The organism is Mesorhizobium sp. BH1-1-5, assembly GCF_020165615.1.
Lineage (GTDB): Bacteria > Pseudomonadota > Alphaproteobacteria > Rhizobiales > Rhizobiaceae > Mesorhizobium.
The window spans coordinates 66,732-90,312 of the sequence record NZ_JAIUIM010000028.1 but is presented as its reverse complement, the minus strand read 5'-3'; the positions used below and the strand labels follow the sequence as shown (position 1 = coordinate 90,312).

Annotated in this window: 23 protein-coding genes and 1 tRNA gene; 11 read left to right on the top strand and 13 right to left on the bottom strand. The window is 64.9% G+C overall.

All coding sequences use genetic code 11. From position 1 onward, the window contains the following. Together LB572_RS28520 and LB572_RS28515 are read right to left on the bottom strand one after the other, a co-directional pair. Nucleotides 1-748: TPM domain-containing protein (locus LB572_RS28520; protein WP_224670101.1), on the bottom strand; the 748-nt coding region annotated here is incomplete at its 3' end. Between the two features lie 204 nt (nucleotides 749-952). Continuing rightward, entirely contained in the window at nucleotides 953-1,597 is a 645-nt protein-coding gene (locus tag LB572_RS28515) for a LemA family protein (RefSeq protein ID WP_224670100.1), read from the bottom strand. 153 nt (nucleotides 1,598-1,750) lie between these two features. Here LB572_RS28515 and LB572_RS28510 point away from each other — a divergent pair, with 153 nt between their 5' ends. From LB572_RS28510 to LB572_RS28485, 6 genes are all read left to right on the top strand, one after another. After that, nucleotides 1,751-2,008 (top strand): hypothetical protein, encoded by a 258-nt coding sequence (locus tag LB572_RS28510; RefSeq protein ID WP_140805705.1) that lies wholly within the window; start codon nucleotides 1,751-1,753, stop codon nucleotides 2,006-2,008. Between the two features lie 88 nt (nucleotides 2,009-2,096). Next, nucleotides 2,097-2,981 carry a pyridoxal kinase PdxY gene (pdxY, locus tag LB572_RS28505; RefSeq protein WP_140805704.1) on the top strand — a complete coding sequence of 295 codons (885 nt, stop codon included), beginning with the start codon at nucleotides 2,097-2,099 and terminating at the stop codon, nucleotides 2,979-2,981. Beyond that, a complete protein-coding gene (locus tag LB572_RS28500) occupies nucleotides 2,978-3,745 on the top strand; it encodes a DUF429 domain-containing protein (RefSeq protein WP_224670099.1) in 768 nt (255 codons plus the stop codon). The genes pdxY and LB572_RS28500 overlap by 4 nt, the downstream gene beginning before the upstream one ends. A 247-nt stretch (nucleotides 3,746-3,992) precedes the next feature. After that, on the top strand, nucleotides 3,993-4,634 hold the full coding sequence (locus LB572_RS28495) for a carbonic anhydrase (protein WP_140805702.1): 642 nt from the start codon (nucleotides 3,993-3,995) through the stop codon (nucleotides 4,632-4,634). 55 nt (nucleotides 4,635-4,689) lie between these two features. Further along, the gene (locus LB572_RS28490; protein ID WP_224670098.1) at nucleotides 4,690-5,061 is read left to right on the top strand and encodes a nuclear transport factor 2 family protein; all 372 of its coding nucleotides are present in this window, start codon (nucleotides 4,690-4,692) and stop codon (nucleotides 5,059-5,061) included. Between the two features lie 436 nt (nucleotides 5,062-5,497). Then, a complete protein-coding gene (locus LB572_RS28485; protein ID WP_140805708.1) occupies nucleotides 5,498-7,552 on the top strand; it encodes a M3 family metallopeptidase in 2,055 nt (684 codons plus the stop codon). Nucleotides 7,553-7,716: 164 nt separating this feature from the next. Here the strand turns inward: LB572_RS28485 and LB572_RS28480 are convergent, their stop codons facing one another. From LB572_RS28480 to LB572_RS28465, 4 genes are all read right to left on the bottom strand, one after another. Beyond that, nucleotides 7,717-9,192: a M81 family metallopeptidase gene (locus LB572_RS28480; RefSeq protein WP_140805700.1), complete on the bottom strand. Its 1,476-nt coding sequence runs from the start codon at nucleotides 9,190-9,192 to the stop codon at nucleotides 7,717-7,719. Between the two features lie 80 nt (nucleotides 9,193-9,272). Further along, nucleotides 9,273-10,097 (bottom strand): carbohydrate ABC transporter permease, encoded by an 825-nt coding sequence (locus LB572_RS28475; protein WP_140805699.1) that lies wholly within the window; start codon nucleotides 10,095-10,097, stop codon nucleotides 9,273-9,275. Continuing rightward, a complete protein-coding gene (locus tag LB572_RS28470) occupies nucleotides 10,094-10,963 on the bottom strand; it encodes a carbohydrate ABC transporter permease (protein ID WP_140805698.1) in 870 nt (289 codons plus the stop codon). The genes LB572_RS28475 and LB572_RS28470 overlap by 4 nt, the downstream gene beginning before the upstream one ends. A 191-nt stretch (nucleotides 10,964-11,154) precedes the next feature. Continuing rightward, nucleotides 11,155-12,387, bottom strand: coding sequence for an ABC transporter substrate-binding protein (locus tag LB572_RS28465; protein WP_224670097.1), 1,233 nt, complete (start codon nucleotides 12,385-12,387; stop codon nucleotides 11,155-11,157). A 172-nt stretch (nucleotides 12,388-12,559) separates the two neighbouring features. On the opposite strand from LB572_RS28465, the gene LB572_RS28460 reads away from it, so the two are divergent. The 3 genes from LB572_RS28460 to LB572_RS28450 are packed head-to-tail and all read left to right on the top strand — an operon-like array spanning nucleotide 12,560 to nucleotide 15,291. Next, nucleotides 12,560-13,330: an SDR family NAD(P)-dependent oxidoreductase gene (locus tag LB572_RS28460; protein ID WP_224670096.1), complete on the top strand. Its 771-nt coding sequence runs from the start codon at nucleotides 12,560-12,562 to the stop codon at nucleotides 13,328-13,330. A gap of 2 nt (nucleotides 13,331-13,332) precedes the next feature. Further along, complete coding sequence (locus LB572_RS28455) at nucleotides 13,333-14,400, top strand: ABC transporter ATP-binding protein (protein WP_224670095.1); 1,068 nt, start codon at nucleotides 13,333-13,335, stop codon at nucleotides 14,398-14,400. Nucleotides 14,401-14,409: 9 nt separating this feature from the next. After that, nucleotides 14,410-15,291 (top strand): MurR/RpiR family transcriptional regulator, encoded by an 882-nt coding sequence (locus LB572_RS28450; RefSeq protein ID WP_140805694.1) that lies wholly within the window; start codon nucleotides 14,410-14,412, stop codon nucleotides 15,289-15,291. A gap of 178 nt (nucleotides 15,292-15,469) precedes the next feature. Here LB572_RS28450 and LB572_RS28445 read toward each other — a convergent pair whose 3' ends face one another. After that, on the bottom strand, nucleotides 15,470-15,781 hold the full coding sequence (locus LB572_RS28445; protein WP_224670094.1) for a DUF167 family protein: 312 nt from the start codon (nucleotides 15,779-15,781) through the stop codon (nucleotides 15,470-15,472). Beyond that, the gene (locus tag LB572_RS28440; RefSeq protein WP_140805691.1) at nucleotides 15,781-16,080 is read right to left on the bottom strand and encodes a YggT family protein; all 300 of its coding nucleotides are present in this window, start codon (nucleotides 16,078-16,080) and stop codon (nucleotides 15,781-15,783) included. The genes LB572_RS28445 and LB572_RS28440 overlap by 1 nt, the downstream gene beginning before the upstream one ends. Before the next feature lie 165 nt (nucleotides 16,081-16,245). Between LB572_RS28440 and LB572_RS28435 the strand changes: the two genes are divergently transcribed. Beyond that, nucleotides 16,246-16,321 (top strand) — tRNA-Ala (locus LB572_RS28435). Nucleotides 16,322-16,499: 178 nt separating this feature from the next. After that, nucleotides 16,500-16,943, top strand: coding sequence for a hypothetical protein (locus LB572_RS28430; protein WP_140805689.1), 444 nt, complete (start codon nucleotides 16,500-16,502; stop codon nucleotides 16,941-16,943). Between the two features lie 114 nt (nucleotides 16,944-17,057). Here the strand turns inward: LB572_RS28430 and LB572_RS28425 are convergent, their stop codons facing one another. The 5 genes from LB572_RS28425 to LB572_RS28405 all read right to left on the bottom strand — a co-directional run bounded on the left by LB572_RS28425 (nucleotide 17,058) and on the right by LB572_RS28405 (nucleotide 23,560). Next, nucleotides 17,058-17,510, bottom strand: a complete 453-nt coding sequence (locus LB572_RS28425) for a hypothetical protein (protein WP_224670093.1) — start codon at nucleotides 17,508-17,510, stop codon at nucleotides 17,058-17,060. A gap of 143 nt (nucleotides 17,511-17,653) precedes the next feature. Then, nucleotides 17,654-19,048 (bottom strand): multicopper oxidase family protein, encoded by a 1,395-nt coding sequence (locus LB572_RS28420; protein ID WP_224670092.1) that lies wholly within the window; start codon nucleotides 19,046-19,048, stop codon nucleotides 17,654-17,656. A 120-nt stretch (nucleotides 19,049-19,168) separates the two neighbouring features. Then, complete coding sequence (locus LB572_RS28415; protein ID WP_412033601.1) at nucleotides 19,169-20,986, bottom strand: ABC transporter ATP-binding protein; 1,818 nt, start codon at nucleotides 20,984-20,986, stop codon at nucleotides 19,169-19,171. After that, complete coding sequence (locus LB572_RS28410; RefSeq protein WP_224670090.1) at nucleotides 20,983-21,927, bottom strand: acetamidase/formamidase family protein; 945 nt, start codon at nucleotides 21,925-21,927, stop codon at nucleotides 20,983-20,985. Before LB572_RS28410 ends, LB572_RS28415 begins: the two co-directional genes overlap by 4 nt. Continuing rightward, nucleotides 21,917-23,560 (bottom strand): ABC transporter substrate-binding protein, encoded by a 1,644-nt coding sequence (locus LB572_RS28405; RefSeq protein WP_140805679.1) that lies wholly within the window; start codon nucleotides 23,558-23,560, stop codon nucleotides 21,917-21,919. Before LB572_RS28405 ends, LB572_RS28410 begins: the two co-directional genes overlap by 11 nt. Between the last annotated feature and the right edge of the window lie 21 nt (nucleotides 23,561-23,581).

Here is a 23,581-nt window from a genome sequence, read left to right as displayed (position 1 = left end):
CTCCCGACGACCAGCCCCCGCCGCCTGACGACCAGCCGCCACCACTCGACGAAGAGGATCGCCGGCCGGGTTCGAAGGTCATGCCGAGCCAGCGGTAGCGGCCGGGTCCGATCTTCTGGCCGAAGATCGGCGGCAGCACCGTCATCGCGATGCCGCCGAAGAAGATCAGCGCCCAGATGGTGATGAAGATGGCGAAGAACAGATCGTCGGAGTTGAACGGCGCCTGCTCGTTGCGCTTGCCGCGCGCCTCCAGTTCCTCCGGATTGCCCTCCAGCACCATGATCATGTCGTCGACGGCCTTGGTGATGCCGCCGGAGAAATCGCCGGCGCGGAAAGCCGGCACCATGTCGTTCTCGATGATCAGCTTGGTGTGCAGGTCGGTCAGCGTGCCCTCAAGCCCATAGCCGACCTCGATGCGCATCTTGCGGTCGCTGGGCGCCACCAGCAGCAGCACGCCGTTGTTTTCCTTGGCCTGGCCGAGCTTCCAGAAGCGGAACAGCCGGTTGGCGTAGGGTTCGATCTCCTCGCCGCCGAGGCTGGGAATGGTGGCGACGACGATCTGGTCGGAGCCTTTGGTCTCGAAATCGGCGAGCTTCTGCGTCAGCGCCGCGCGCGTGCCGGCATCGATGATGCCGGCATTGTCGACCACGCGGCCGGTCAGCGCGGGGAGATCGGCGGCGAGGACGGCGAGGGGGAGGAGGAAGAGGGCGGCAAGAAGGCCAAGGAAGGAGAGGCAGGCGCGAGGCACCCCCCTCTGGCCTGCCGGCCATCGCCCCCGCAAGGGGGGAGATTGACCGCTTCCTTGCCGGACTCCTCCTTCAGACGCCGAAAATTGGCGAAAACGCGGATGACGTCCGATCTCCCCCCTTGCGGGGGAGATGTCCGGCAGGACAGAGGGGGGTGTGAAGGAACTCAAGGCCTGCAAGCTCGATCAAATCTCAGCCGGGGCCGCTCAACCGCCCTGCTTGGTGCTCGTGCCGAAATCGACCTTCGGCACCTGCATCTTGTCTTCGTCGACGGTGAAGTTGGCGAAGGGCCCGTTGCCGCGGAACCAGAAGGTCGCCCACAGCACGGACGGGAAAGTCTTCAGCGTCAGATTGTAGTCCCTGACCGCCTGGATGTAGTCGCGCCGCGCTACGGCGATGCGGTTCTCGGTGCCTTCAAGCTGCGCCTGCAGCGCCAGGAAGTTCTGGTTGGCCTTGAGGTCGGGATAGGCTTCCGACACCGCGATCAGCCGCGACAGCGCGCTGGTCAGCCCGGCCTGGGCATCCTGGAACTTCTTCAGCGCATCGGGATCCTTCAGCGTCTCGGGCGTCACCGTGATCTGCGTTGCCTTGGCGCGCGCCTCGACCACCGCATCGAGCGTGTCCTTTTCATGCGAGGCATAGCCCTTCACCGTCTCGACCAGGTTCGGGATCAGGTCGGAACGGCGCTGATACTGGTTGAGCACCTCGCTCCAGGCCGCATGCGCGTTTTCTTCCGCTGTCGGAATGGTGTTGTAGCCGCAGCCGGCAAGCAGCGGCAGCACGAAAGCCATCATCAGGAAGGCAGGCAGGGCGCGGAAGGGGGAGGGTAGTGAGAGGCGCTCGGTAATCATGATTGGTCCCTCGACAGAAGTTGCATGCGAAGCATTACCACAATCCACGCGTAAGAAAATGTCCGGGTCATGACGCCGGCTCCGGCTCAGCCGCGAACCACTGTGAATAGCAGCGCGAACAGGCTAAGCTGCGGGCAGGAAAGGGCAATTGCCATGGCAGAGCGCCGGGACGACGAGACCGAATCACGCCGCATCCTCGAACGCGTGGCGCAGGAGACGGCGCCAGGCGGCGCATCGTTCATCGCCCGCGCGGCAAAGGACGCACGCGACCATGTCACCGCCGCCGACACCGATCGCGCCGATCCCATCGAATATTGGGGAACCCGCATTGGCCGAACGCTCGGCTTCGTCATTGCCATTGGGCTATTGGCCTGGCTGGTGTATGCCGCCACGCGTGGCTCTTTGTTTTGACGCAATTCCGGACGGAAGGGCTAACGGCGAAGTCGCCGAGCCTGACCGCTATACACTTTCGCTGGAATTGCTCTAGGAATCGAATCTCATGAGCGCAGAAAGAACCGACGCGCCGCGCGCGGTCATCGTCATCTCCAGCCATGTCGCCCGCGGCTCGGTCGGCAACCGCGCCGCCGTCTTCGCGCTGGAGACGCTGGGTTTCCCGGTCTGGGCGGTGCCTACCGTCATCCTGCCCTGGCACCCGGGCCACAGCCGGGCCACGCGCATCGTGCCGCCGCTCGACCAGTTCAAGGCGCTGATGGCCGATCTCGAACGGGCGCCCTGGCTGGGCGAGGTCAGGGCCGTGCTGTCGGGCTATCTCGGTGAGGCGGGCCAGGCAGAGGCCGTCGCCTCGCTGGTCGCGGCCGTCAAGGAGAAGACGCCGAACGCGCTTTACATCTGCGACCCGGTGATGGGCGATTCCGGCGGGCTTTACGTGCCCGAGCCGACAGCCGTCGCCATGCGCGACAAATTGATGCCGATCGCGGATATCGCGACGCCCAACCGCTATGAGCTGGAATGGATGGCGGGCGCGCCGCTGCCCGACATCAAGGCGGTGACGGCGGCAGCCCTTCATGCCGGGCCTTCGACCATGCTGGTGACCTCGGCGCCCGCGATGATGGCCGGCGGCACCGGCAATTTCCTACTCGACGGCAGCCAGGCGCTGCTCGCCGAGCACCGCTTGATCGAGAGGCCGCCGAACGGTCTCGGCGACCTGACGGCAGCCGTCTACCTAGCGCGCGTCCTTTCCGGGCAGCCGCCGGTCAAGGCGCTGCAATCGACCACCGCCGCCGTCTACGAGATCCTCGCCCGCACCGCCAAGCGCGGCGGCGACGAGCTGCAGCTCGAAACCGACGCGCAGAGCCTGTCGCATCCCATGGCCATGGTGCAGCTGCGCCATCTTCTGCATCCTGGGCGGGACAAGCGGGCGTGAAACCAGCCGGCCAGGCGCTGGCCGGCGTCGACGGCTGCAAGGCCGGCTGGATCGCCGTCCATCGCGAAGCGCACGCCGCGCCATCGGTTTCGGTCTTTCCGAGCTTCCAGGCGCTGCTCGGCGCGCTGCCCAATGCCACCATCGCCGTCGACATGCCGATCGGCCTGCCGGAGTTCTCGGGCAAGGGCGGACGCGGGCCGGAAGCTCTGGTGCGGCCGCTGCTTAAGGCGCGGCAATCGAGCGTGTTCGCCATCCCTTCGCGGGCAGCGCTCTATGCCGACACCAGCGACTTCACCACAATCGAGGCCTGGTATGCGGCGCACCGGCGGGCGAGCGCGGTGGCCTTGGCAACCTCGGATCCGCCGCGCGGTGTTTCAATCCAGGCGTTCGGCATTTTTTCGAAGATCCGCGAGATCGATCAGCTGTTGATCGCGCGGCCCGAACTGCGTGGCCAGGTCTTCGAATCGCATCCTGAAGTGGCATTCCGCCGGCTGAATGGCGGCACGGCGATGGAGCTGCCGAAGAAGATCAAGGGGTCGGTCAATCCGGCCGGCATGGAGGAGCGCAAGGCGCTGCTTTGCCGGCATGGCTACGAAAGAGCTTTTCTCGATCAGGCGCCGCCACGCGGCGCGGCGAGCGACGACTTCCTCGACGCGGCGGCGATGATGCTGATCGCCGGGCGGATCGCCAACGGCGCGGCGTCGCCTTCGCCCGATCCGCCGCCGACCGACCGTTTCGGCATTCCAATCGCCATCTGGGCATAGTCAAGCCAGGTTAGAGCCGGATGATTTCAGGTCGATTCGACCTGAAACCATCCGGCTCCAAATCAAAGAGATAGAGCATGATGTCGCCCGAAACCGCTTCACATTTTTCGGCATCATGCTCGTCGCATCGCGATTGCGACCGGGTGATCAGCAATTCGGCATTGCCCGCGACCGGCTTTTGCCGTTAGAGCCTTTTTCGATCGCAACGAGCTGCCGCCTCCAACCCCCGGAAAGGCTCTAGCCGCCCATGCCCCATCTCCCCGAACATCTGCTGAACGGCTATCGGAACTTCATGAGTGGCCGCTATCCCGCCGAAAGCGGACGCTACCGCTCGCTGGCGCGGGAGGGTCAAGCGCCGGAGACGATGATCGTCGCCTGCTGCGATTCGCGCTCCGCCCCGGAAGCGATCTTCGATGCCGGCCCGGGAGAGCTTTTCGTGCTGCGCAATGTCGGCAATCTGGTGCCGCCCTATGAGCCGGACGGCGAGTTCCATTCGACCTCGGCCGCGCTCGAATTCGCCGTGCAGAGCCTCAAGGTGAAGAACATCGTGGTGATGGGCCACGGCCGCTGCGGCGGCATCCGCGCCGCGCTCGACACCAACTCGGCGCCGCTGTCGCCCGGTGACTTCATCGGCAAATGGATGAGCCTGATCGCGCCGGCCGCCGAGACCGTGGCCGCCAGCACGATGATGACGGCAACCGAGCGCCAGACGGCGCTGGAGCGTATTTCCGTCCGCTATTCCATCGCCAATCTGCGGACCTTTCCCTGCGTTTCGATCCTTGAGGGCAAGGGCAGGCTCGCGCTGCACGGCGCCTGGTTCGACATTTCGACCGGGGAGCTTTGGGTGATGAACAAGGAAACCGGCGATTTCGAGCGGCCCGAGCTTTAACGGAGGGGTGATGCAGCGGAGCTTGTGGAGGTTCCTTCTGGCGGCGGCGCTGCTCATGTCCACGCTCGTCCGTGCCAGCGCCGATGACGGCGCCATCATCGACCGCTGGTACTCGGCGCTGCTGGTCGCCGACCGCACCGAATTGTCCGACCTGCTTTCCGATGACGTGCGCATGAAGCTCGACGACATCGGCGTCGTCCAGAGCAAGCAGGATTTCATCGCCTCGATCGACGAATGGCAGGGCGCGGTCGCGGGCGCGGCGATCCGTCATCGCATCGAAAAGAGCGAGAAGGGTGAGACCACGGTGCTCGCCTGCTACGATTTTCCCAGCAACGACACGCTGATGCGCGAGACCTTCATCGTTGCCGGCAACCGCATCGTCGCCAGCACCCAGACGGCGGTGGCGCAGGACTGCAGCGGTTATTAGTGTTTTGCATGGCAGGTCGCATGCGTCGGCGGTTGGCCGAAACGCCCGTCTCTTTGTCATCCACCGGCGGAGCAAGGAGCGAAGCGACGCGGCGCAGACCCGAGGATCCATTCCGTGACTTCGGCCGTAGGTTGCAGCGGAGCAGAGTTCTGCACCGTTAGCGACGTTTCAATGTAACGGAATGGATCCCAGGGTCTACGCGACGCCGCTTCGCGGCTGCTCCGCCCTAGGATGACGAGGTTCGGAAGGCTTCAGCCAATCTCCAGCGTTTGCGATTAACCAGCGCGTTTCACCATTTCACGGAAAACGGCGAACCGCCCTATGCCTTGAATGCTCTAAGGCGGATCCCGGGGCGACCTGAGTTGCGCGATGCGCGGCATCGCCCTACATCCGGACAGCCCGCCCGCTCTCAATTCACCGAACTCCCCGATTGGATCTGCCTATGTCAAAAACCGTCGACCTCGCCGCCCATCCGCTGACCGTTTGGCAGGGGCCGCTCGGCCTGCCGGATTTCTCGCGCATCGGCGACGATGATTTCGGTCCGGTCTTCGACGCGGCGCTTGCGGCGCACCAGGCCGAGATCGACGCCATCGCCGGCAACAGCGAGGCACCGACGGTTCCCAACACGCTGGCAGCGCTGGAGTTGGCGGGCGAGCCGCTCGACCATGTCTCGTCGATCTTCTGGTGCCGCGCCGGCGCCCACACCAACGACGCGATCCAGGCGATGGAGCGCGAGGTTTCGCCGAAGATGTCACGGCATTTCTCGGCGATCTCGATGAACGAGAAGCTGTTTGCCCGCATCGACGACCTCTACCAGCGGCGCGACAGCCTGAAGCTCGATGCCGAGACGCTGCGCGTGCTGGAGAAGACCTGGAAGGGCTTTGTGCGGTCGGGTGCGAAACTGGACGCGGACGGCAAGAAGCGGCTCGCGGCGATCAATGAGGAACTCTCCTCGCTCGGTACCAAATTCGGCCAGAACGTGCTGGCCGACGAGCGCGACTGGGCGCTGTTCCTCGACGAGGCCGATCTTGCCGGCCTGCCCGATTTCCTGAAGAGCGCCATGGCCGAAGCGGCCGAGATGCGCGGCCAGAAGGGCCGCTATGCGGTGACGCTGTCGCGCTCGATCTACGAGCCGTTCTCGACTTTTTCCGAGCGCCGTGACCTGCGTGAGATCGCCTTCCACGCCTTCACGATGCGCGGCCAGAATGGCGGAACCACCGACAATACCGACGTGGTTCGGGACATGCTGAAGCTGCGCGCCGAGAAGGCAAAACTTCTGGGCTACGACTCTTTCGCGGCGCTGAAGCTCGACGACACGATGGCCAAGACCCCGAAGGCCGTGCACGACCTGCTCGATCCGGTCTGGGAAAAGGCGCTTGAGAAGGCGGCTGCCGACCAGAAGGAGCTGGAGCGGCTGGCCGCCGAGGCCGGCAGCAACGAGAAGTTCGCCGCCTGGGACTGGCGCTTCTACCAGGAGAAGCTGCGCGCCGAGAAATTCGCCTTCGACGAGGCGGAACTGAAGCCATATCTGCAGCTCGAACGCGTCATCGAGGCCTGCTTCGATGTGGCGACGAAACTGTTCGGCATCACCTTCGAGGAAAAGAAGGGCATCGCCGCCTGGCATCCCGATGCGCGTGTCTTCGTGGTGAAAAATGCCGACGGCAGCGAGCGCGGCCTGTTCCTGGCCGACTATTTCGCGCGGCCCTCAAAACGCTCAGGCGCCTGGATGAGCGCGCTTAAATCCGGCTACAAGCTCGGGCCGGGCGCCAAGCCGGTCATCTACAACATCATGAACTTCGCCAAGCCGCCGGCCGGCGAGGCAGCGCTGCTGTCGGTCGACGAGGCAAAGACGCTGTTCCACGAGTTCGGCCACGCGCTGCACGGCATGCTGACCGACGTCACCTGGCCGTCGGTTTCCGGCACGTCGGTCAGCCGCGACTTTGTCGAGCTGCCCTCGCAGCTCTACGAGCATTGGCTGACGGTGCCGGCGGTGCTGGAAAAGCATGCGCTGCACGTCAAGACCGGCAAGCCGATGCCGAAGGCGCTGCTCGACAAGATGCTCGCCGCCCGCACCTTCGGCGCCGGCTTCGCGACCGTCGAGTTCACCGCCTCGGCGCTGATCGACATGGCCTATCATGCGCGGCCGGACGCCCCTGCCGAGCCGCTTCGCTACGAGGCCGAAACGCTCGAGAAGCTGCATATGCCGGACACGATCGCGATGCGCCACCGCACCCCGCATTTCGGCCACGTCTTCGCCGGCGACGGATACTCAGCCGGCTATTATTCCTACATGTGGTCGGAAGTGCTCGACGCCGATGCTTTCGCCGCTTTCGAGGAGACGGGCGATGCCTTCAATCCGGAGCTGGCCGAACGGCTGAGGAAGAACATCTATGCCGCCGGCGGCTCGAAGGATCCGGAGGAGCTTTACACGGCGTTCCGCGGCAAGATGCCTTCGCCGGAAGCGATGATGGTGAAGCGCGGGCTGGTGTAGCGCCGGCAAATCTCCCCCCTCGAGGGGGAGATGGCCGCAAAGCGGCCAGAGGGGGTTCTCGCGTGTGGAGCGCCGGCCTCCTTCCTTGCCGCCGCGGGGGCGTCGCGGCAGTTGAGGCGACCCCTCTGTCGCCTTCGGCGACATCTCCCCCTCAAGGGGGGAGATTACCCGCGCCACGGATCAGCCACCCGTGGCCATATCGGCCGCGTCAGCTTCCGATAATTCGTCTTCGCCGGATTGCTCGGATAGGAACTCGGCGCCGCGACATAGATGATTTCCGCCGCGATCGGCGCGAAGCCGGCGTAGAAATGGTTGGTCGACTTGATCAGGAGGACGTCTTTCGACAGCGGATCGATGCCGATGTTGGAGAAGACATCCGGCTCGAAGGTCTGGGTGCGGTTCGTGTTCAAGATGACGTCGACCTCGGTGCCTTCGATGCGCACCACCGCTGACGGTCCCAATGTCACCCGGCTCGGCCCGAAACTCTGCCAACCTTCGCTGACTGCCTTCAGCACCGTGACACGCGCATCGATCGGCTCGCCGGCCTGAGGGCCGGCCTTGCCACCGAAGCGCAGGTCGATGACCGCGCCCTCGCCGGCCGCATGGCAGAAGGTCACGGCGATCGGGTCCCAGATCGTGGCCACGCCGACCTTGTTCACGCCGCGCTCGAGCAGCTCGCGCAGCACGATCGTGCCGTCGCCCGGCACGCCGCCGCCGGGATTGTCCCATATGTCGGCGATGACCACCGGCTTCTCCTTGCGCGTCGCCCGCACGGCAAGCGCTTGATCGATGCCGGCGGAGGCCGACAGCATCGTCATCGCCGTCTTCTCGCGCATGGCGTAAAGCTCGCGCCCGAGCTTTTCCGCCAGCGCATCGCCTTTCGCCTTGTCGTTGTCGGTGACGACCAGGATGCGGGTGCCCATTTCCGGCACGTCGGCGGCCATGAAACCGTGGATGACCGAGACCGACAGCACGCCGTCCTTGCCGTGCAGCGCCTTGATCCTGTCGACGAAGGAGCGCATCGGCTCGCGGCTGGTCGGCAGCACCTGGATCATGCGGCAGTCGAAGGTCGAGATCACCGGCTTGATCTCGCCGCGCGCCGCGGCAAGGCCGAGCTCGACGACATGCTCGCCGCGCTCGTAGAAATCGGTGTGCGGGAATTCGAGGAAATAGGCCATGACATCGCAGGCCGCGACCCGCTTCGGTGTCAGGTGGCTGTGCGGATCGAATTCCGAGGCGATCACGACCTTGGGGCCGACGATGGCGCGGACGCGCTCCAGCAGATCCCCTTCGCAATCGTCATAGCCTTGCGCCACCATGGCGCCGTGCAATCCCAGGATCACCGCATCGACCGGCAAGGCGGCCTCGAGCTGGTCGAGGATCTCGTCGCGCAGCGCCTCGTAGGTCTGCCGCTGCACCAGGCCGCCGGGCTCGGCCCAGGTGGCGGTGCCCTCGATCACGGTCAGATTCTCGTCTGCCGAACGCCTGCGCAGCGCCACGATCGGCGAGGAGCAAAGCGTCGGCGTCTCCGGATGTTTTCCGGGGCCGGCATAAAACGCCATCTCGAACGAGGCCCGGTCGGTCGGCACCGGCGAGAAGGTGTTGGTTTCCGTCGCCAGCGAGGCGGTGAAGATGCGCATGAACGCTCCGTAAGGACTCTTTGTTTTCGCAATTCGGGACGGAAAACCGCTGCACACTTTTCCTGGAATTGCTGGGATTGTTATTTAACGGCTCCGAGCGCCAGTCCGCGCACCAGATAGCGCTGCAGCCAGATGAAGAGGATCGCGACCGGCAGGGTCGCCAGCAGCGTGGCTGCCATGACATGGTGCCATTCGATCGTATAGCGGCCGGCGACCAGCGAGAAAACCTGGATCGGCAGTGTGTAGCTTTCCTGGCTGCGCAGCATGGTGAGCGCGACGACGAATTCGTTCCAGGCATTGATGAAGGTGAAGATCGCCGTCACCGCGATCGCCGGCAGGCAGAGCGGCAGGAAGACTTTGCGCAAAGTCAGCCAACGGCCGGCGCCTTCCATCCAGGCCGCCTCCTCGAGGTCGCGCGGGATGGTGTCGAAATAGCTCTGCAGCATCCACACCGTGAAGGCGACGTTGAAGGCCATGTAGATGAAACCGAGCGCGGTGGTGCTCTCGACCAGCCCCCAGGCGGCCATCAGCCTGAACAGGCCGAGCACCAGCACGATCGGCGAGATCATCTGCGAGATCAAAAGGAACTGGCGGAACGCGCCATAGCCCGCAAAACGGAAGCGCGACATGGCGTAGGCCGCCGGCACCGAGATCAGGATCGCGCCGATCGTCGCCAGCGCCGAAACATAGAGCGAGTTGAGCAGCGCCCGGCCAAAACCGGTCGCCACCCACATGTCCGAAAAATTCGACCAGCGGAATTCGCTCGGCCACCAGGTCGGCGTCAGCACCTCGGTGCGCGGCTTGACGGCGGTGAGGAACATGACGGCGAAGGGGAAGATCGTCACCACGATCAACGGGGCCAGCAGCAGCCAGGCGATGACGGTGCGTTTGAGCTTGCTGTTCATGCGCGCTGCTCCCGCATGGCGAGGCGCACATAGATCATGGTGAAGACGAGCAGGATCGCGAACATCACCAGCGACACGGCGGATGCCTCGCCCAGTTTGCCGATGCGGAAGGCGAGCTTGTAGAGATGCGTCACCAGAATGTCGGTCGAGTTCGCCGGCCCGCCCTGCGTCATCACCCAGATGATCGGGAAGGAGTTGAAGACGTAGATGGTGTTGAGCACGATCGCGATGTTGATGAAGGGTTTCAGGAGCGGAAAGGTGATCTCGCGGAACTGCTGCATGGGCGTCGCGCCCTCGAGCGCGGCCGCCTCATAGAGATCGTCGGGGATCGAGGAGAGGCCGCCGAGGAAGATCGTGGTGGTGAAGGGCACCGTCACCAATATGCCGATCAGCACCTGCATCGGGAAGGCGGTCTCGGCGCTGGCCAGCCACTGGATGTTCTGGCTGATCAGGCCAAGCTTCATCAGCGCCGAATTCAGCATGCCGCTTTCGCCGTTGAGCGCCCAGCGCCAGACCACCGCGGTCATGGTCAGCGACACCGCCCAGGGCAGCATGATGATGACGCGGGCGAGGCCACGGCCATAAAAATCCATGTTGAGGATCATTGCCACCGGGATCGACAGGAGCAACGCGCCGCCGACGACCAGCACGGTCCACAGCCCGGTGCGCCAGAGTGCCGCGACGAAATCCGGGTCGGCGAACAACTCGGTGAAATTGGCGAAGCCGGTGAAGCCGCGCAACTGGCCGAAGCGGCTGACATCATGCGTCGAGATCTGCACCAGGTCCCAGACCGGCCAGAAGATCACCACAGCCGCCAGGAGCAGGCTGGGCAGCGTCAGCAGATAGGGCAGGATCCGGCTTTGCATCGGCTGGATGGCACCGTGTTGCGGTGGATGGGACTTGCGGACGAGTTTTCGCCGATTTGCCGGCTTGGCTCAATCCGGCTGCGGCTTGTCCGGCGCGAAACCGCCATGCGCTTTCCGGATTGCCGATACCGGGAAAGGGGTGGCGCGCTCCGACGGGGTGGAGCGCGCCACGGGCGCAGGGAGATACGCCCTTATTTCTTCTTCAGCACGGCGTCGGCCTTGGCTGCCGCGTCCTTCAAGGCGTCTTCCGGCTTGGCGCTGCCGAGATAGATCTTCTGCATGGCATCCGAGGTGATCTGGGCGATCTCTTCCCAGCCCGGGATGACCGGCGCGAAGCGGGCGTCGGGCAGCAGCGCGGTGAAGGCGGCGAGGTCGGCGTTGTTGACGTAATAGTCCATCTTCGCCTCTTCCTTGTTCACCGGCAGGAAGCCTTCGCCTTGCGTGAACTTGGCGCGCTGCTCCTTGGTGAACAGGAAGTCGAGCAGCTTCCAGGCCTCGTCCTTGTTCTTGGAGTTCTTGAACATGATGATCGAATCGGTGACGCCATAGGTGCCGCGCGCGCCGGTCGGGCCGGCGGGGATGGCGGCGACGCCGTATTTCAGGTTCGGCGCTTCTTCCTTGATCTGGTTCGACAGGAAGGGCGCGGTGATCATCATGCCGACCTTGCCCTGCTTGAACAGGTTCTGCACGTCCTCGCGGTTGTTGGAGGTGACGCCCGGTTCCGTCAGGCCCTCGTCGATCATCGACTTGTAGAGCTTGGCGGCTTCGAGCGCGCCGGGCGTGCTCAGGCCGGAGGTGCCGTCCTTGTTGAGGATCTCGGTGCCCTGCGACCACATCGCATAGTAGTAGTAGACGTCGGTCTCGATCTCCTTGCCCTGCAGGCCGAAGCCGAAGGCGCCAATGGCCTTGATCTTGCGGGCGTCTTCCTGCAGCTCGGTCCAGGTTGCCGGCGGCTTGGCGATGCCGGCTTTCTCGAACAGTTCCTTGTTGTAATACATGGCGCGCGCCGAGGCTGCGATCGGCAGGCCGTAGGTCTTGCCGTCCATGATCGAGGGTTGCAGGAAGGTGTCGATGAAGCGGTCCTTGAACTCGGGCTTGATGTAGCTGTCGAGCGGCTCGGCGACGTCCTGCTGGACGAAGTCGATCAGCCAGCGCGTGCCGATGATCGACAGGTCCGCATTGGTGCCGGCGGTGATGTCGGTGGTGAGCTTCTGCAAGAGCACATCCCACGGCACCACTTCATACTTGATCGTGATGCCGGGATTGGCCGCCTCGAATTCCTTCTTCACTTCCTCGAAATAGGGGCCGGTCTTGGCGCTGTATTCGGCGACGGTGACGCGCACCTCGCCGGCATCGGCAGGTGCCGCAAAAGCCAGCATGCTCATTCCGGCCAACAGGCCGGCAGTCCATTTCGCAAGGCTCATCTGATCTCTCCCATTGATGCACGTTGGCGCCTGGCCCTTATGGGCGCAGGATTTATGTGACTTTCCTACATTATCCATCATTTCACGCCATGCAAGCGGATTATCATGTTGCTTAATTACATTTGCTTGGCTAGCCTGCCGGCTTAGAATGAGGGACGGAGGAGCGGGCAAGGTGGGTTCGAAAGCCGAGTTCGAAGGCAAGACTGTTGTCGTCACCGGCGCCGGCGGCGGCCTTGGTTCGGCGATCGTCGAGCTCATGGCCGGGCGCGGCGCGCGCGTCGTCGGCTGCGACCAGTCGACGGAGGCGCTGGCCAGCCCGCATATCGCCTCGCGCCACGTCTTCAACCTGCTCGACCGGGCGTCGATCGAGGCGGCGATCCCCGCTTTGCTCGACAGGGACGGCGTTCCCGACATCCTGATCAACAATGCCGGCTGGACACGCGCCGAGACGTTGAAGGCGCTGACGACGGAGAAGATCGAACAGGAGCTCGACCTCAATCTGACCGGCGTGATGACATTCGCCGATCCGTTGATCAAGGCGATGGCGGGGCGCGGTTCGGGCAGCGTCGTCTTCATCTCTTCGGTCAATGCCATCGCGCATTTCGGCAATCCGGCCTATGCCGCGGCCAAGGCCGGCATCAACGCCTACGCCAAATCGATCGCCGTCGAGCTTGGCCGCAGCGGATTGCGCGCCAATGTCGTCTGCCCAGGCTCGATCCGCACCGCCGCCTGGGACCATCGCCTGGCCAAGGACCCCGAGATCCTCGGCCGGCTACAGCGGCTCTATCCGCTCGGCCGCATCGTCAATGCATTGGAAGTGGCGGAGGCGGTGGCTTTCCTTGCCTCGGAGCGCGCTTCCGGCATAACTGGCGCTGTTGTGCCCGTGGATGCCGGGCTGACAGCCGGCTACCTGCCTTTCATCGACGACATATTGGGAGCGTGACCATGACCGACGTCCAGTTCCGCAACCTGTCGAAATCCTTCGGCCAGCACAAAATCCTCGAGGACATTAACCTCGACATCAAAAGCGGCGAGTTCGTCGTGCTGGTAGGCCCGTCCGGCTGCGGCAAGTCCACCTTGCTGCGCATGCTCGCCGGGCTGGAGATGATCACCTCCGGCGATCTCGTCATCGGCGGCGCCCGCGCCAACGAGCTGCCGCCGCAGAAGCGCAACATCGCCATGGTGTTCCAGTCCTACGCGCTGTTCCCGCATCTGAAGGCCGCCGAGAATATCGGCTTCGGCCCGAAGATCCGCGGCGAGAGCCGCGCCGCGATCGACGACAAGGTCAAGAAGGCGTCGGGCGTGCTCAACCTCTTCTCCTATCTCGACCGCTACCCGAGGGAATTGTCAGGCGGCCAGCGCCAGCGCGTCGCCATGGGCCGCGCCATCGTGCGCGAGCCTTCGGTGTTCCTGTTCGACGAGCCGCTTTCCAATCTCGACGCGCAGCTGCGCGTGCAGATGCGCACCGAGATCAAGGCGCTGCACCAGCGGCTGAAATCGACCATCGTCTACGTCACCCACGACCAGATCGAGGCGATGACCATGGCCGACCGCATCGTGGTGATGGACCGCGGCCGCATCCAGCAGGTCGGGCAGCCGCTGGAGCTCTATGACCGGCCGGCCAACAAATTCGTCGCCGGTTTCATCGGCTCGCCTTCGATGAGTTTTGTCTCGGGCGCGCTGAAGACCGCCGACAGCAGATCCTGGTTCGAGACCAGCAGCGGCGGCCGCCTGGCGCTCGCCGGCAAGGCCGCACCCGGCAGCGATACGGTCGAGATCGGTATCCGGCCCGAGCATTTCGTGGTCGGCGCTGGCGACGATGCCATCGCCATCAAGGTCGACGTCGTCGAGCCGACCGGTTCGGAAACGCATGTCTATGGCTCAGTCGGCGACGACACGGTGCGCGCCGTGTTCCGCGACCGGGTGCAGGTAAAGCCCGGCGACCGGCTGCCGGTGAGCGTCGACCCGCGCAACATCCACCTGTTCGACAAGGCGACGGGCCTGCCGCTCTGAGATGATGAGATGAAGAGCCCGGCCGACATCATCACCCGCCTGCAATTGATGTCGCAGGACGGCACCAAGTCGGACCGCCGACTGGCTGGTCTCGTGCTTTCCGATCTCGATTTCGCCTCCAAGGCCGCCATTTCGGAGATCGCCGCGCGCGTCGGCGTCAGCGAGCCGACCGTCACCCGCTTCTGCCGCAATCTCGGCTGCGAGGGACTGCGCGATTTCAAGTTCTACCTGGCGCAGGCGATCGCCATCGGCGGCCAGTATCTGTCGCCGGAGCCGCTCAGCCGCGACGCGCGCGAGCAGCGCATTGCGTCGGCCATCACCGAGGCGGCGATCGCCGCCATCCAGCGCGCCAGCGAAAATCTCGACATGACGACGCTGATGGATGTCGCCGCCCGGATTGCAAGCTCCGGCAATGTGCTCTGCATCGGCTCCGGCGGCATTTCCTCGATGATGGCGACCGAGATGCAGAACCGGCTGTTCCGGCTCGGGCTGTCGGCGCTCGCCCAGATCGACGGCCAGCTGCAGCGCATGTATGCCGCCGTCGCCACGCCGGAAACGACGTTGGTCGCCTTCTCGGTGTCGGGCTATGCGCGCTCGGTGATCGAGGCGGTCGAGGTCGCGCAGCAATATGGCGCCGCGACCGTCGCCATCACCGCGCCGGATTCAGCCCTGGCCAAGGTCGCCGACACGGTCATCCTTCTGCAGTCCGTCGAGGACGGCAACATCTACAAGCCGACCTCGTCGCGCTACGCGCTGCTCGCCATCCTCGACATGATCGCCACCACGGTGGCGGAATCGCGCGGGCCGAAAGTGCTGGAGAACCTGCGCCGCATCAAGCAGAGCGTGAACACGCTGAAGGTCGACGATCCGAAGCTGCCGCTGGGGGATTGAGAGATTTTGAAGACTCACCCTCACCCGGATTGCCAACCGAATTGCGAAGAGCAATTCGGGACAATCCGACCTCTCCCCGAGGGGAGAGGAGCAGGTTGGCGCCGGCGCCAACCTTCCTCTTCTCCCCCGGGGGGAGAAGGTGGCCGCGTAGCGGCCGGGTGAGGGGGCGCCGCCAGCGTTATTTGCTGAGCGTCTGAATCCGCTTCACCAACTCAGCCCCATCCCCCACGACCCGCAGCGTCTTCAGCCGCGAGGTGCCGCCGACGACCACCGAAACGGCAGACGCCGACACACCCAGCGCCTTGGCCATCATCCGTTCCAGCGCCGTATTGGCGGCGCCGTTCTCCGGCACGGCGCGCACGCGGGCTTTAAGGTGACTGCGTCCGTCGTCGGTGGTCTCGACGCCGTCGATCCGGTCGAGCGCCGCATTCGGCGTCAGCCGCACGAAGAGGTCGATGCCGTTCTCGCGCAGCCGGAACGACGCGCTCATCAGCCGCCGGTCACGACCCAGGACCAGACGGTGGTGACCAGGAACTGCCGGATGAAGAAAAGGATCAGCAGCAGGATGATCGGCGAAATGTCGATGCCGCCAAGATCGGGCATGAAGCGGCGTATCGGCCGCAATGCCGGCTCGGTCAGCCGATAGAGCATGTTGCCAATGGTGCCGACGAACTGGTTGCGCGAGTTGACGACATTGAAGGCGTAGAGCCAGGAAAAGATCGCCGAGGCGATGATGATCCACCAGTAGATATCAAGCGCCATGACGATGGTCTGAATAAGGGCGATCATGCCGGTCTCCAAATTGTCGCCGACATGTAGCCATTGCCAGGCGTGCGGGCAAGGCCCGCGGGCTTGGCGAGTGGGCAAGGCCCGCCGGCTGGGCGCATGGCGTCAGGCCATCGTTTCGCCTTGACATCAAACGGCCGCGACCGATACAAGCCGATCCGCTGGAACGGGGCTGTAGCTCAGCTGGGAGAGCGCATCGTTCGCAATGATGAGGTCAGGGGTTCGATCCCCCTCAGCTCCACCAGCCAGCACAAGCCTTTACTTCTCGTCGGCTTTTGCCTCCCCGCTCGCCATTTCGTGACCGCTTGATTTCGGGCCGCGTGCTTGGAACCAATGGCGGGGCAAGACGGTTCAGCTATACTTTTGAAGCTGATATGCCCCGGCCGGCTGGGTAAGCGGCGATGCTTGAGGAGTTTCCCACCATGCAGATTTCGTCCAGGTTCCGTTCCGTCGCGGTCGCGGCAATCGCCGCCGCGGGCGTGAGCATCGCCAGCGCCGCGCATGCCGACAGCGGCACGATCCGCTTTTCCGTCTACAAGGCGGCCTTCTTCATCGGCGGCTCCGGCGGCGAGGGCACGCTGACCTTCCACGGCAAACGCTATCCGATCTCGGTTGGCGGCGTCTCGGGCGGCTTCGCCTTCGGCGCGTCCAAGACCTATTTCCAGGGCAGGGTGCGCCACATCCGCCGCGCCAGCGATGTGACGGGCGTCTACGGCGCGGCCGGCGGCGGCGGCGCGCTGGGCAGAGGCGCACAGGTGATCGTCATGAGCAATGACAAGGGCGCCCAGCTCGAGCTCACCGGCCGGCAGGTCGGCCTGCAGGTCAACGCCGATCTCAGCGGCATCAGCATCGCGCTGAAGAGGTAGGAGCGGCACGACGCAGGGGCACAGCGCCAGTACTCGCCATAAACCAGGATGCGGGGCAGAGGTGTCCCGGTTGCGGTAGGCAGCTTCGCTCCTGGGCGGCTCAGTCGATTCCGCTTACCTGGAGACTGCCGGCGCGCTGGAGCGGTGTTGGCGCGCGTAAGCCACGCAGGCGTCCACCGTGCTGACACACAGCGCATCGCGGCTGTTCGGCAGGTTATTGTCGCCGGCATAGGCCACCTCTGCGACATGGCCGTCCAGCATGCGTATCTGCGTATTGCAATAGCCGCCGGGAGCGACATTGACCGACCCGCCGACAGCAGGAATTGCACCCACTGCCATCGTCGGCACCGCGATACTGAGATTGCCGCGTTGCACGGTGCGCTGGTAGGTCCAGATCTGACCGGATGAACCCACATCGGCCGTTGCGCTCGGAAAGCCTGCGCCCATGCGAATGTCGGCTTCGCTCAGTCCGACCAACTCCTTGCGGGCCGCGGCAGCGGTGACGTCCTCCTTCGCGAGCCGCGACGTATCGTCGGGGATGACACAGGATGGGAATGCCTGCCGCAAGAAGGGCAAGTTTTCGAATGCGCGAAGATGTCATGCCGCCGATTGGAGTTGCGTGTCGCCCGGCCTGCCCGATTGGCTACTTAGGCAATCGAGCGGCAGCGTCAACCCGCAAAGCCACTCACGAAAATGTTGTGATGGGGCGCTCACACCACCCGCAGATAGCTCGTCATGCCCGTCTTCTGATGCTCGATGATATGGCAATGCAGCAGCCAGTCGCCGGGATTGTCGGCGACGAAGCCGAGCTGGACCTTCTCATTGGGCTGGACCAGATAGGTGTCGGAGACCAGCGGCTGGACGACCCTGGTCGATGACGACAGGACCTTGAAGCTCATGCCGTGCAAATGGATCGGGTGCGCGTGCGGGGTGAGGTTCTCCATATCGATGATGTAGCTTCGGCCGAGCTTCAGCTCGGCGAGCGGCGCGGTCAGGTCGGGCGTGTCGCCGGGCCACGGCACCTTGTTGATCGCCCAGAAACTGTAGCCGAGCGAGCCGCAGATGCTGTCGGCCGCGACGTTTTCCGCCGTGGCGCTGAGCGCCAGCGGAATGTGCTTGGCGCTGCCAAGGTCCACCTCCGCCACGGGATTGGGTTCGAGTGGGCCGAGATCGCGCAGATCGCGCCTGAGCGATTTGCCGACCGAGCGCAGCGTCGCCAGGATCTTGGGCTTGGTGCCCCTGACGTCGCGCAGGCTGACGATCGCGCCTTCCTCGTCGGGCATGCGGATGGCAAGCTCCAGCCGCTGGCCGGGTCCCAGCTGCAGGGCATCCGGCGTGAACCGTTGCGGCACCGGGTTGCCGTCAAGCGCGATGACCGTCGCCTCGGCGCCGTCGACGCGGAAGGCATAGATGCGGGTGACGTCGGTGATGGCCACCCTAAGCCGCACCAGCCCGCCGGCCGGCGCGTCGAATTGGGGCTGGTCGAGCCAGTTGGCGGTGCGCACCGTGCCGAAGGTGCCGGCCTTGGCCGCGTCGCGCGGCCTGAACGGCTCGATGAACTGGCCATCGTCGCCGAGCCGCCAGTCGCGCAGGTTGACAACCATCTCGACATCGAAGACCGGATCGTTCGGGTTCTCGACCACGATCACGCCGGTCAGGCCGTGGCCCATCTGGATCAGCGTGTTGCAATGCGGGTGGTACCAGAACGTGCCGGCGTCGGGCGGCGAAAACGCGTAGTCGAAACGGTCACCCTGATAGACATAGGGCTGCACCAGGAACGGCACGCCGTCCATCTTGTTGGGGACGCGGATGCCATGCCAGTGGATGGTCGTCGGATCGTCAATGCCGTTGATCAACCGGGCGGCGAACGGCTCGCCCTTCCTCATCCTGACCACCGGCGGCATGCCGGCCTCACCATAGGTCAGCACATTCTTCGTCGGCGCACCGTCCATCAACTGCGCCTCGGTGCTCGCCGTCTTCAGGATCAGCGGCTCCGGCTTCGGCGCCGCCCAGCCGGCAAACTTGCCGGCGGCCGAGAGGCCGATGCCGGCCGCGCCCGTGGCCGCGGCGCCCTGCAGGAGTTTGCGGCGTGTAAGGGCCGGCATTGGAATCCCGAAACAGATGAGTGGCTGCCCCGGGCTTTATCATCATTCGGGCGTATCCCGAAACGGACAGATCGCCGCCCCGCGGGCCAAATCAAATCTCAAGCTGAATGGAGGTCCGTATCAGTCCGCGATGGCGGCGAGATGTCCGCCGCCGAAATCCTTGAGGACCAGTTTCGGCACGCTTTCGCCGATCCGCCGGGTCGAGCTTGGAATTTCGCGGTCGAGGCGGGCAAAGCGCGGCCGGCGCCGCGATGGATCGGGAACCGGCACCGCCTCGATCAGCCGCCGCGTGTAGGGATGGCGCGGGTTGGAAAAGACCTGGTCGCGGCTGCCGATCTCGACGATCTGGCCGAGATACATGACGGCGACGCGGTCCGAGATGTTCTCGACCACGGCCATGTCATGCGAGATGAACAGATAGGCGACGCCGAACTCGCGCTGCAGCTCCTTCAGGAGATCGAGCACCCGCGCTTGCACCGAGACGTCGAGCGCCGACACGCTCTCGTCGGCGATGATCAGCTTCGGCTTGAGCGCCAGCGCGCGGGCGATGCAGATACGCTGGCGTTGGCCGCCGGAGAATTCATGCGGATAGAGCTCCATCTGTGCCGCCGAGAGGCCGACCCGCTCGAACAAGGCAGCCACCTGGCTCCGGCGCTCCTGCCTTGAGCCGATGCCGTGGATGAGCAGCGGCTCGGCCACCAGATCGCCGACGCGCATGCGCGGGTCGAGCGAGGCATACGGATCCTGGAAGACCATCTGCACGTCGCGCCGCACGGCCTTGCGCGCGTCGCCGCCAAGCCCGGAGAGCTCGCGGCCGCCGATCTTCACCGCGCCGGTATAGGGCACGAGGCCGGCAAGCGCCTTGGCGGTGGTGGACTTGCCGCAACCGGATTCGCCGACCAGCGCCAGCGTCTCGTTGGGCGCGATCGAGAAGCTGACGCCCTCGACCGCGTGCACCCGCCGGTTGACGCGGCCGAAGAAACCGCCACGCAGATCGAAGCGGACATGGAGATCGTTCACGACCGCCACCTTGTCCCGCGTTGCCGGATCGGGCTCGGCGGAAGCGCGCCGCCCCACGCCAGAGCCGATGCGTGGAACCGCCGCGAGGAGCTCCTGCGTGTAGGCCGCCTGCGGCCTGGTGAAGATATCGGCGGTCGTGCCTTCCTCGACCATGCGGCCATTGCGCATGACGATGACGCGATCGGCCATTTCGGCGACGACGCCCATGTCGTGGGTGATCAGGATGACGCTGGTGCCGTGCTGGCGCTGCAGGTCGCGCAGCAGCTCCAGCACCTCGCCCTGGACCGTCACGTCGAGCGCCGTCGTCGGCTCGTCGGCGATCAGCACGTCGGGCTCGAGCGCCAGCGCCATGGCGATCATGACCCGCTGGCGCATGCCGCCCGACAATTCGTGCGGAAACTGTTTCAGCCGGCTTTCGGCCTCGGAAATGCGAACCGCCTTCAGCGCCTCGACGGCGCGCCGCTGCGCCTCGGCGTGGGAAAGGCCGGTATGCGCCTCGATCGATTCGGTGAGCTGCCGGCCGATCGACAGCACCGGATTGAGCGAGGTCATCGGCTCCTGGAAGATCATGGCGATGCGGTCGCCGCGAATGCCGCGCATGCGCCGCTCGTCGAGCGCCGTCAGCTCGACGGCGCTGCCATCCTTGTCGAAGAGCCGGATCGTGCCCGCCGAGATGCGGCCGGCCGGCTGCGGCAGGAGCCGCATGATCGCCAGCGCCGTCATCGATTTGCCGGAACCGGACTCGCCGGCGATGCACAGCGTCTCACCGCGTCCGAGCGACAGCGACAGGCCGGATACCACTTCGCGTTCGCCGTCCTCGCCGCGCACGCCGACGCTAAGGCCGGTGATTTCGAGCACCGGCCCCGCGGCCGCCTTTGCGGCGGCGTCAGCGTGTTCGTCGACCACGCCTGCGCTCATTCGAAGACGCAGCGCGGGAAGTAGAACGACACCACCCAGTTCGGCATGTCGACGATCTCGCTGATCCTGAGATCGCCGCAGACCGAGACCAGCATGTAGGCATCGACCGGGTCGAGCTTGTAGCGGCCGGCAAGCAGGTCGACCATCTGGCTGACGGCATCCCTGGCCCCGGTCATCAGGTCGGGCCCGATGCCCGTCGTCACCTCATAGCCCTTGGCATCGAGATGCCGCGTCACCGGGCCCGGCGTGGTGAAACGCGGCGTCTTCAGCCGCGCGTCCTTCACCAGGTCGAGCTTGAGCACGACGTCCATCGGGCTTTCGATCGCCGTGCCGCAGACCTCGCCGTCGCCCTGCGCGGCATGGGTGTCGCCGACCGAAAACAGCGCGCCCGACACCTCCACCGGCAGATAGAGCGTGGTGCCGGCGGCAAGGTCGCGGATGTCGAGATTGCCGCCGACACGCCGCGGCGGCACCACGGAGTGGTGGCCCATCTCAGCCGGCGCGTTGCCGATGGTACCGGCGAACGGCTTCAGCGGAACGCGCGCGTTCTTGCCGAACAGCGCCGGCTCGAGCGAGGCGGCGTCGTATTTCCAGATGTTGAGCGCCGGTTCCTTGAAGTCGTCGGCAAGCAGGCCGAAGCCCGGGATGTTCGCCGTCCAGCCGAAGCCGGACGGTTTGAACATCTCGATCGTCACCTTAAGCGCGTCACCCGGCTCGGCGCCCTCGACGAAGATCGGTCCGGTCACCGGATTGACCTTGGCGAAGTCGAGCTTGGCGGCGTCGGCGACCGTGCTGTCGGGTTTGAGCTGGCCACCCGACGAATCCAAGCACTGGAACTCGATGGTCGAACCGGGCGCCACCCGCTCGACCGGGGCAAAGGAATTGTCCCAGCCGAAATGGTGATGGCGCCCGTGGATGGTGTAATCGCAGTTACTGCACATCTTTCACATACACATTGTCGTAGTTGATCGGGATATGGACCGGGTCGACATAGAGATTGTCGGCGCCGCCCATACGGGCTGACTTCAGCGTGAAGCGCTGTTCGTTGAAGACCGGCGCCCAGGGCGCGTCCTCCATGATCTTGTCGTAGATCGCGCTCCACATCTTCTCGCGATCGGCGGACTTGGCCGGATCGACGACGGAATCCGCCTCGGCGGCCTTGGCGTCGAGGTCCTTATTGCAATACCACGACCAGTTCCAGCCGCCCGGCACCGCGCCGGCGCAGCCGAGGATCGGGCCGTAGAAATTGGAGGGATCCGGGAAGTCGGCGATCCAGGCCATACCGCCCGACCAGATCATCGGCGCGCCGGCCTTGTCGCCGCCGGCGGCAATGACATTGGCCTGCGCGAGCGACTGGATGCTGGCCTTGATGCCGATTGCCGCCAGGTCCTGCTGGATCGCCTGGGCGATGCGCGGATTGGGATCGGTGTTCATGGCGAAGAGCTGCGTCTCGAAGCCGTCGGGATGGCCGGCCTCGGCAAGCAGGGCCTTGGCCTTGGCGACGTCATAGGCGTAGCCCTTGAACGCCTTGTCATAGCCGGGCATCGAGGGCGGCAGCGGCTGGTTGGCCGGCACCGCGCGGTTGTTGATCATCTGGACGATGCGGTCCTTGTTGATCGCCATGTTGACGGCCTGGCGCACCTTGACGTTGTCGAAGGGCGCCATGGTGGTGTTCATGGTGATGTAGCCGGTGTGCAGTTGTCCGCCCACCACGACGCGCGCCTTCTGCTCGGGATCGCTCATCACCTCCTGGAACTTGGCCGGCGGAATGCCGTCGCCGGGCACGTCGATCTCGCCCTTCTGCAGGCGCAGCAGCGCCACGATCGGCTCTTGGCCGATCTCGAAGGTGATCTTGTCGAGATGCGGCAGGCCCTTGTGCCAGTAGTCGGCATTGCGCTCGAAGACGATGCGTTGGCCAAGCGTCCACTCGGCGAGCTTGAAGGCGCCGGTGCCGACCGGATGCTTGCCGAAGTCGGCGCCGTATTTCTCGACCTCCTCCTTCGGCACGACATGCGAGAAGTTGATCGCCATGACATGCAGGAAGGTGGCGTCCGGCCGGACCAGCTCGAACTTGATCGTGTAGGGATCGACCACGGTGACGCCGGAGAGGCTCTGTGCCTTGCCGGCGGCGACATCGTCATAGCCCTTGATCGAGCCGAAGAAACCCGCGCCCGGGCTCTGCGTCTTCGGGTTGGTGACGCGGTCGAGCGAATATTTGACGTCGTCCGCGGTCATCTCGCGGCCGTTGTGGAACTTGACGCCATGGCGCAGCTTGAAGGTGAAGGTCTTGCCGTCCGGCGAGATCTCGTAGCTCTCGGCGAGGTCGGGCTTGAGCTTGGTGGTGCCCGGCTCATAGTCCATCAACCCGTCGAACAGGCTCTTGATCATCGACCAGTTCTGCCAGTCGTAGCCGATCGCCGGATCGAGCGTGGCGACGTCGTCCTTGTAGGTGATGGTGATGGCGCCGCCCTGCTTGATGTTCGGGTCGACCGCGTCGTCGGCGCGCGCACTTGCCATGCCGAGCATCAGCGCAAGCGCCGACGCCGCCACGGTGGATGCCAGAAATCGTCTCATGTCAGTGTTCCCTTTCTCTGG

What these genes read in the sequence shown, in the direction of transcription:
- LB572_RS28515 (WP_224670100.1), bottom strand. Translation starts at nt 1,597, where the DNA reads ATGATTACCGAGCGCCTCTCACTACCCTCCCCCTTCCGCGCCCTGCCT.
- LB572_RS28510 (WP_140805705.1), top strand. Translation starts at nt 1,751, where the DNA reads ATGGCAGAGCGCCGGGACGACGAGACCGAATCACGCCGCATCCTCGAA.
- pdxY (WP_140805704.1), top strand. Translation starts at nt 2,097, where the DNA reads ATGAGCGCAGAAAGAACCGACGCGCCGCGCGCGGTCATCGTCATCTCC.
- LB572_RS28495 (WP_140805702.1), top strand. Translation starts at nt 3,993, where the DNA reads ATGCCCCATCTCCCCGAACATCTGCTGAACGGCTATCGGAACTTCATG.
- LB572_RS28490 (WP_224670098.1), top strand. Translation starts at nt 4,690, where the DNA reads ATGTCCACGCTCGTCCGTGCCAGCGCCGATGACGGCGCCATCATCGAC.
- LB572_RS28480 (WP_140805700.1), bottom strand. Translation starts at nt 9,192, where the DNA reads ATGCGCATCTTCACCGCCTCGCTGGCGACGGAAACCAACACCTTCTCG.
- LB572_RS28475 (WP_140805699.1), bottom strand. Translation starts at nt 10,097, where the DNA reads ATGAACAGCAAGCTCAAACGCACCGTCATCGCCTGGCTGCTGCTGGCC.
- LB572_RS28470 (WP_140805698.1), bottom strand. Translation starts at nt 10,963, where the DNA reads ATGCAAAGCCGGATCCTGCCCTATCTGCTGACGCTGCCCAGCCTGCTC.
- LB572_RS28465 (WP_224670097.1), bottom strand. Translation starts at nt 12,387, where the DNA reads ATGAGCCTTGCGAAATGGACTGCCGGCCTGTTGGCCGGAATGAGCATG.
- LB572_RS28455 (WP_224670095.1), top strand. Translation starts at nt 13,333, where the DNA reads ATGACCGACGTCCAGTTCCGCAACCTGTCGAAATCCTTCGGCCAGCAC.
- LB572_RS28450 (WP_140805694.1), top strand. Translation starts at nt 14,410, where the DNA reads ATGAAGAGCCCGGCCGACATCATCACCCGCCTGCAATTGATGTCGCAG.
- LB572_RS28445 (WP_224670094.1), bottom strand. Translation starts at nt 15,781, where the DNA reads ATGAGCGCGTCGTTCCGGCTGCGCGAGAACGGCATCGACCTCTTCGTG.
- LB572_RS28440 (WP_140805691.1), bottom strand. Translation starts at nt 16,080, where the DNA reads ATGATCGCCCTTATTCAGACCATCGTCATGGCGCTTGATATCTACTGG.
- LB572_RS28430 (WP_140805689.1), top strand. Translation starts at nt 16,500, where the DNA reads ATGCAGATTTCGTCCAGGTTCCGTTCCGTCGCGGTCGCGGCAATCGCC.
- LB572_RS28420 (WP_224670092.1), bottom strand. Translation starts at nt 19,048, where the DNA reads ATGCCGGCCCTTACACGCCGCAAACTCCTGCAGGGCGCCGCGGCCACG.
- LB572_RS28415 (WP_412033601.1), bottom strand. Translation starts at nt 20,986, where the DNA reads ATGAGCGCAGGCGTGGTCGACGAACACGCTGACGCCGCCGCAAAGGCG.
- LB572_RS28410 (WP_224670090.1), bottom strand. Translation starts at nt 21,927, where the DNA reads ATGTGCAGTAACTGCGATTACACCATCCACGGGCGCCATCACCATTTC.
- LB572_RS28405 (WP_140805679.1), bottom strand. Translation starts at nt 23,560, where the DNA reads ATGAGACGATTTCTGGCATCCACCGTGGCGGCGTCGGCGCTTGCGCTG.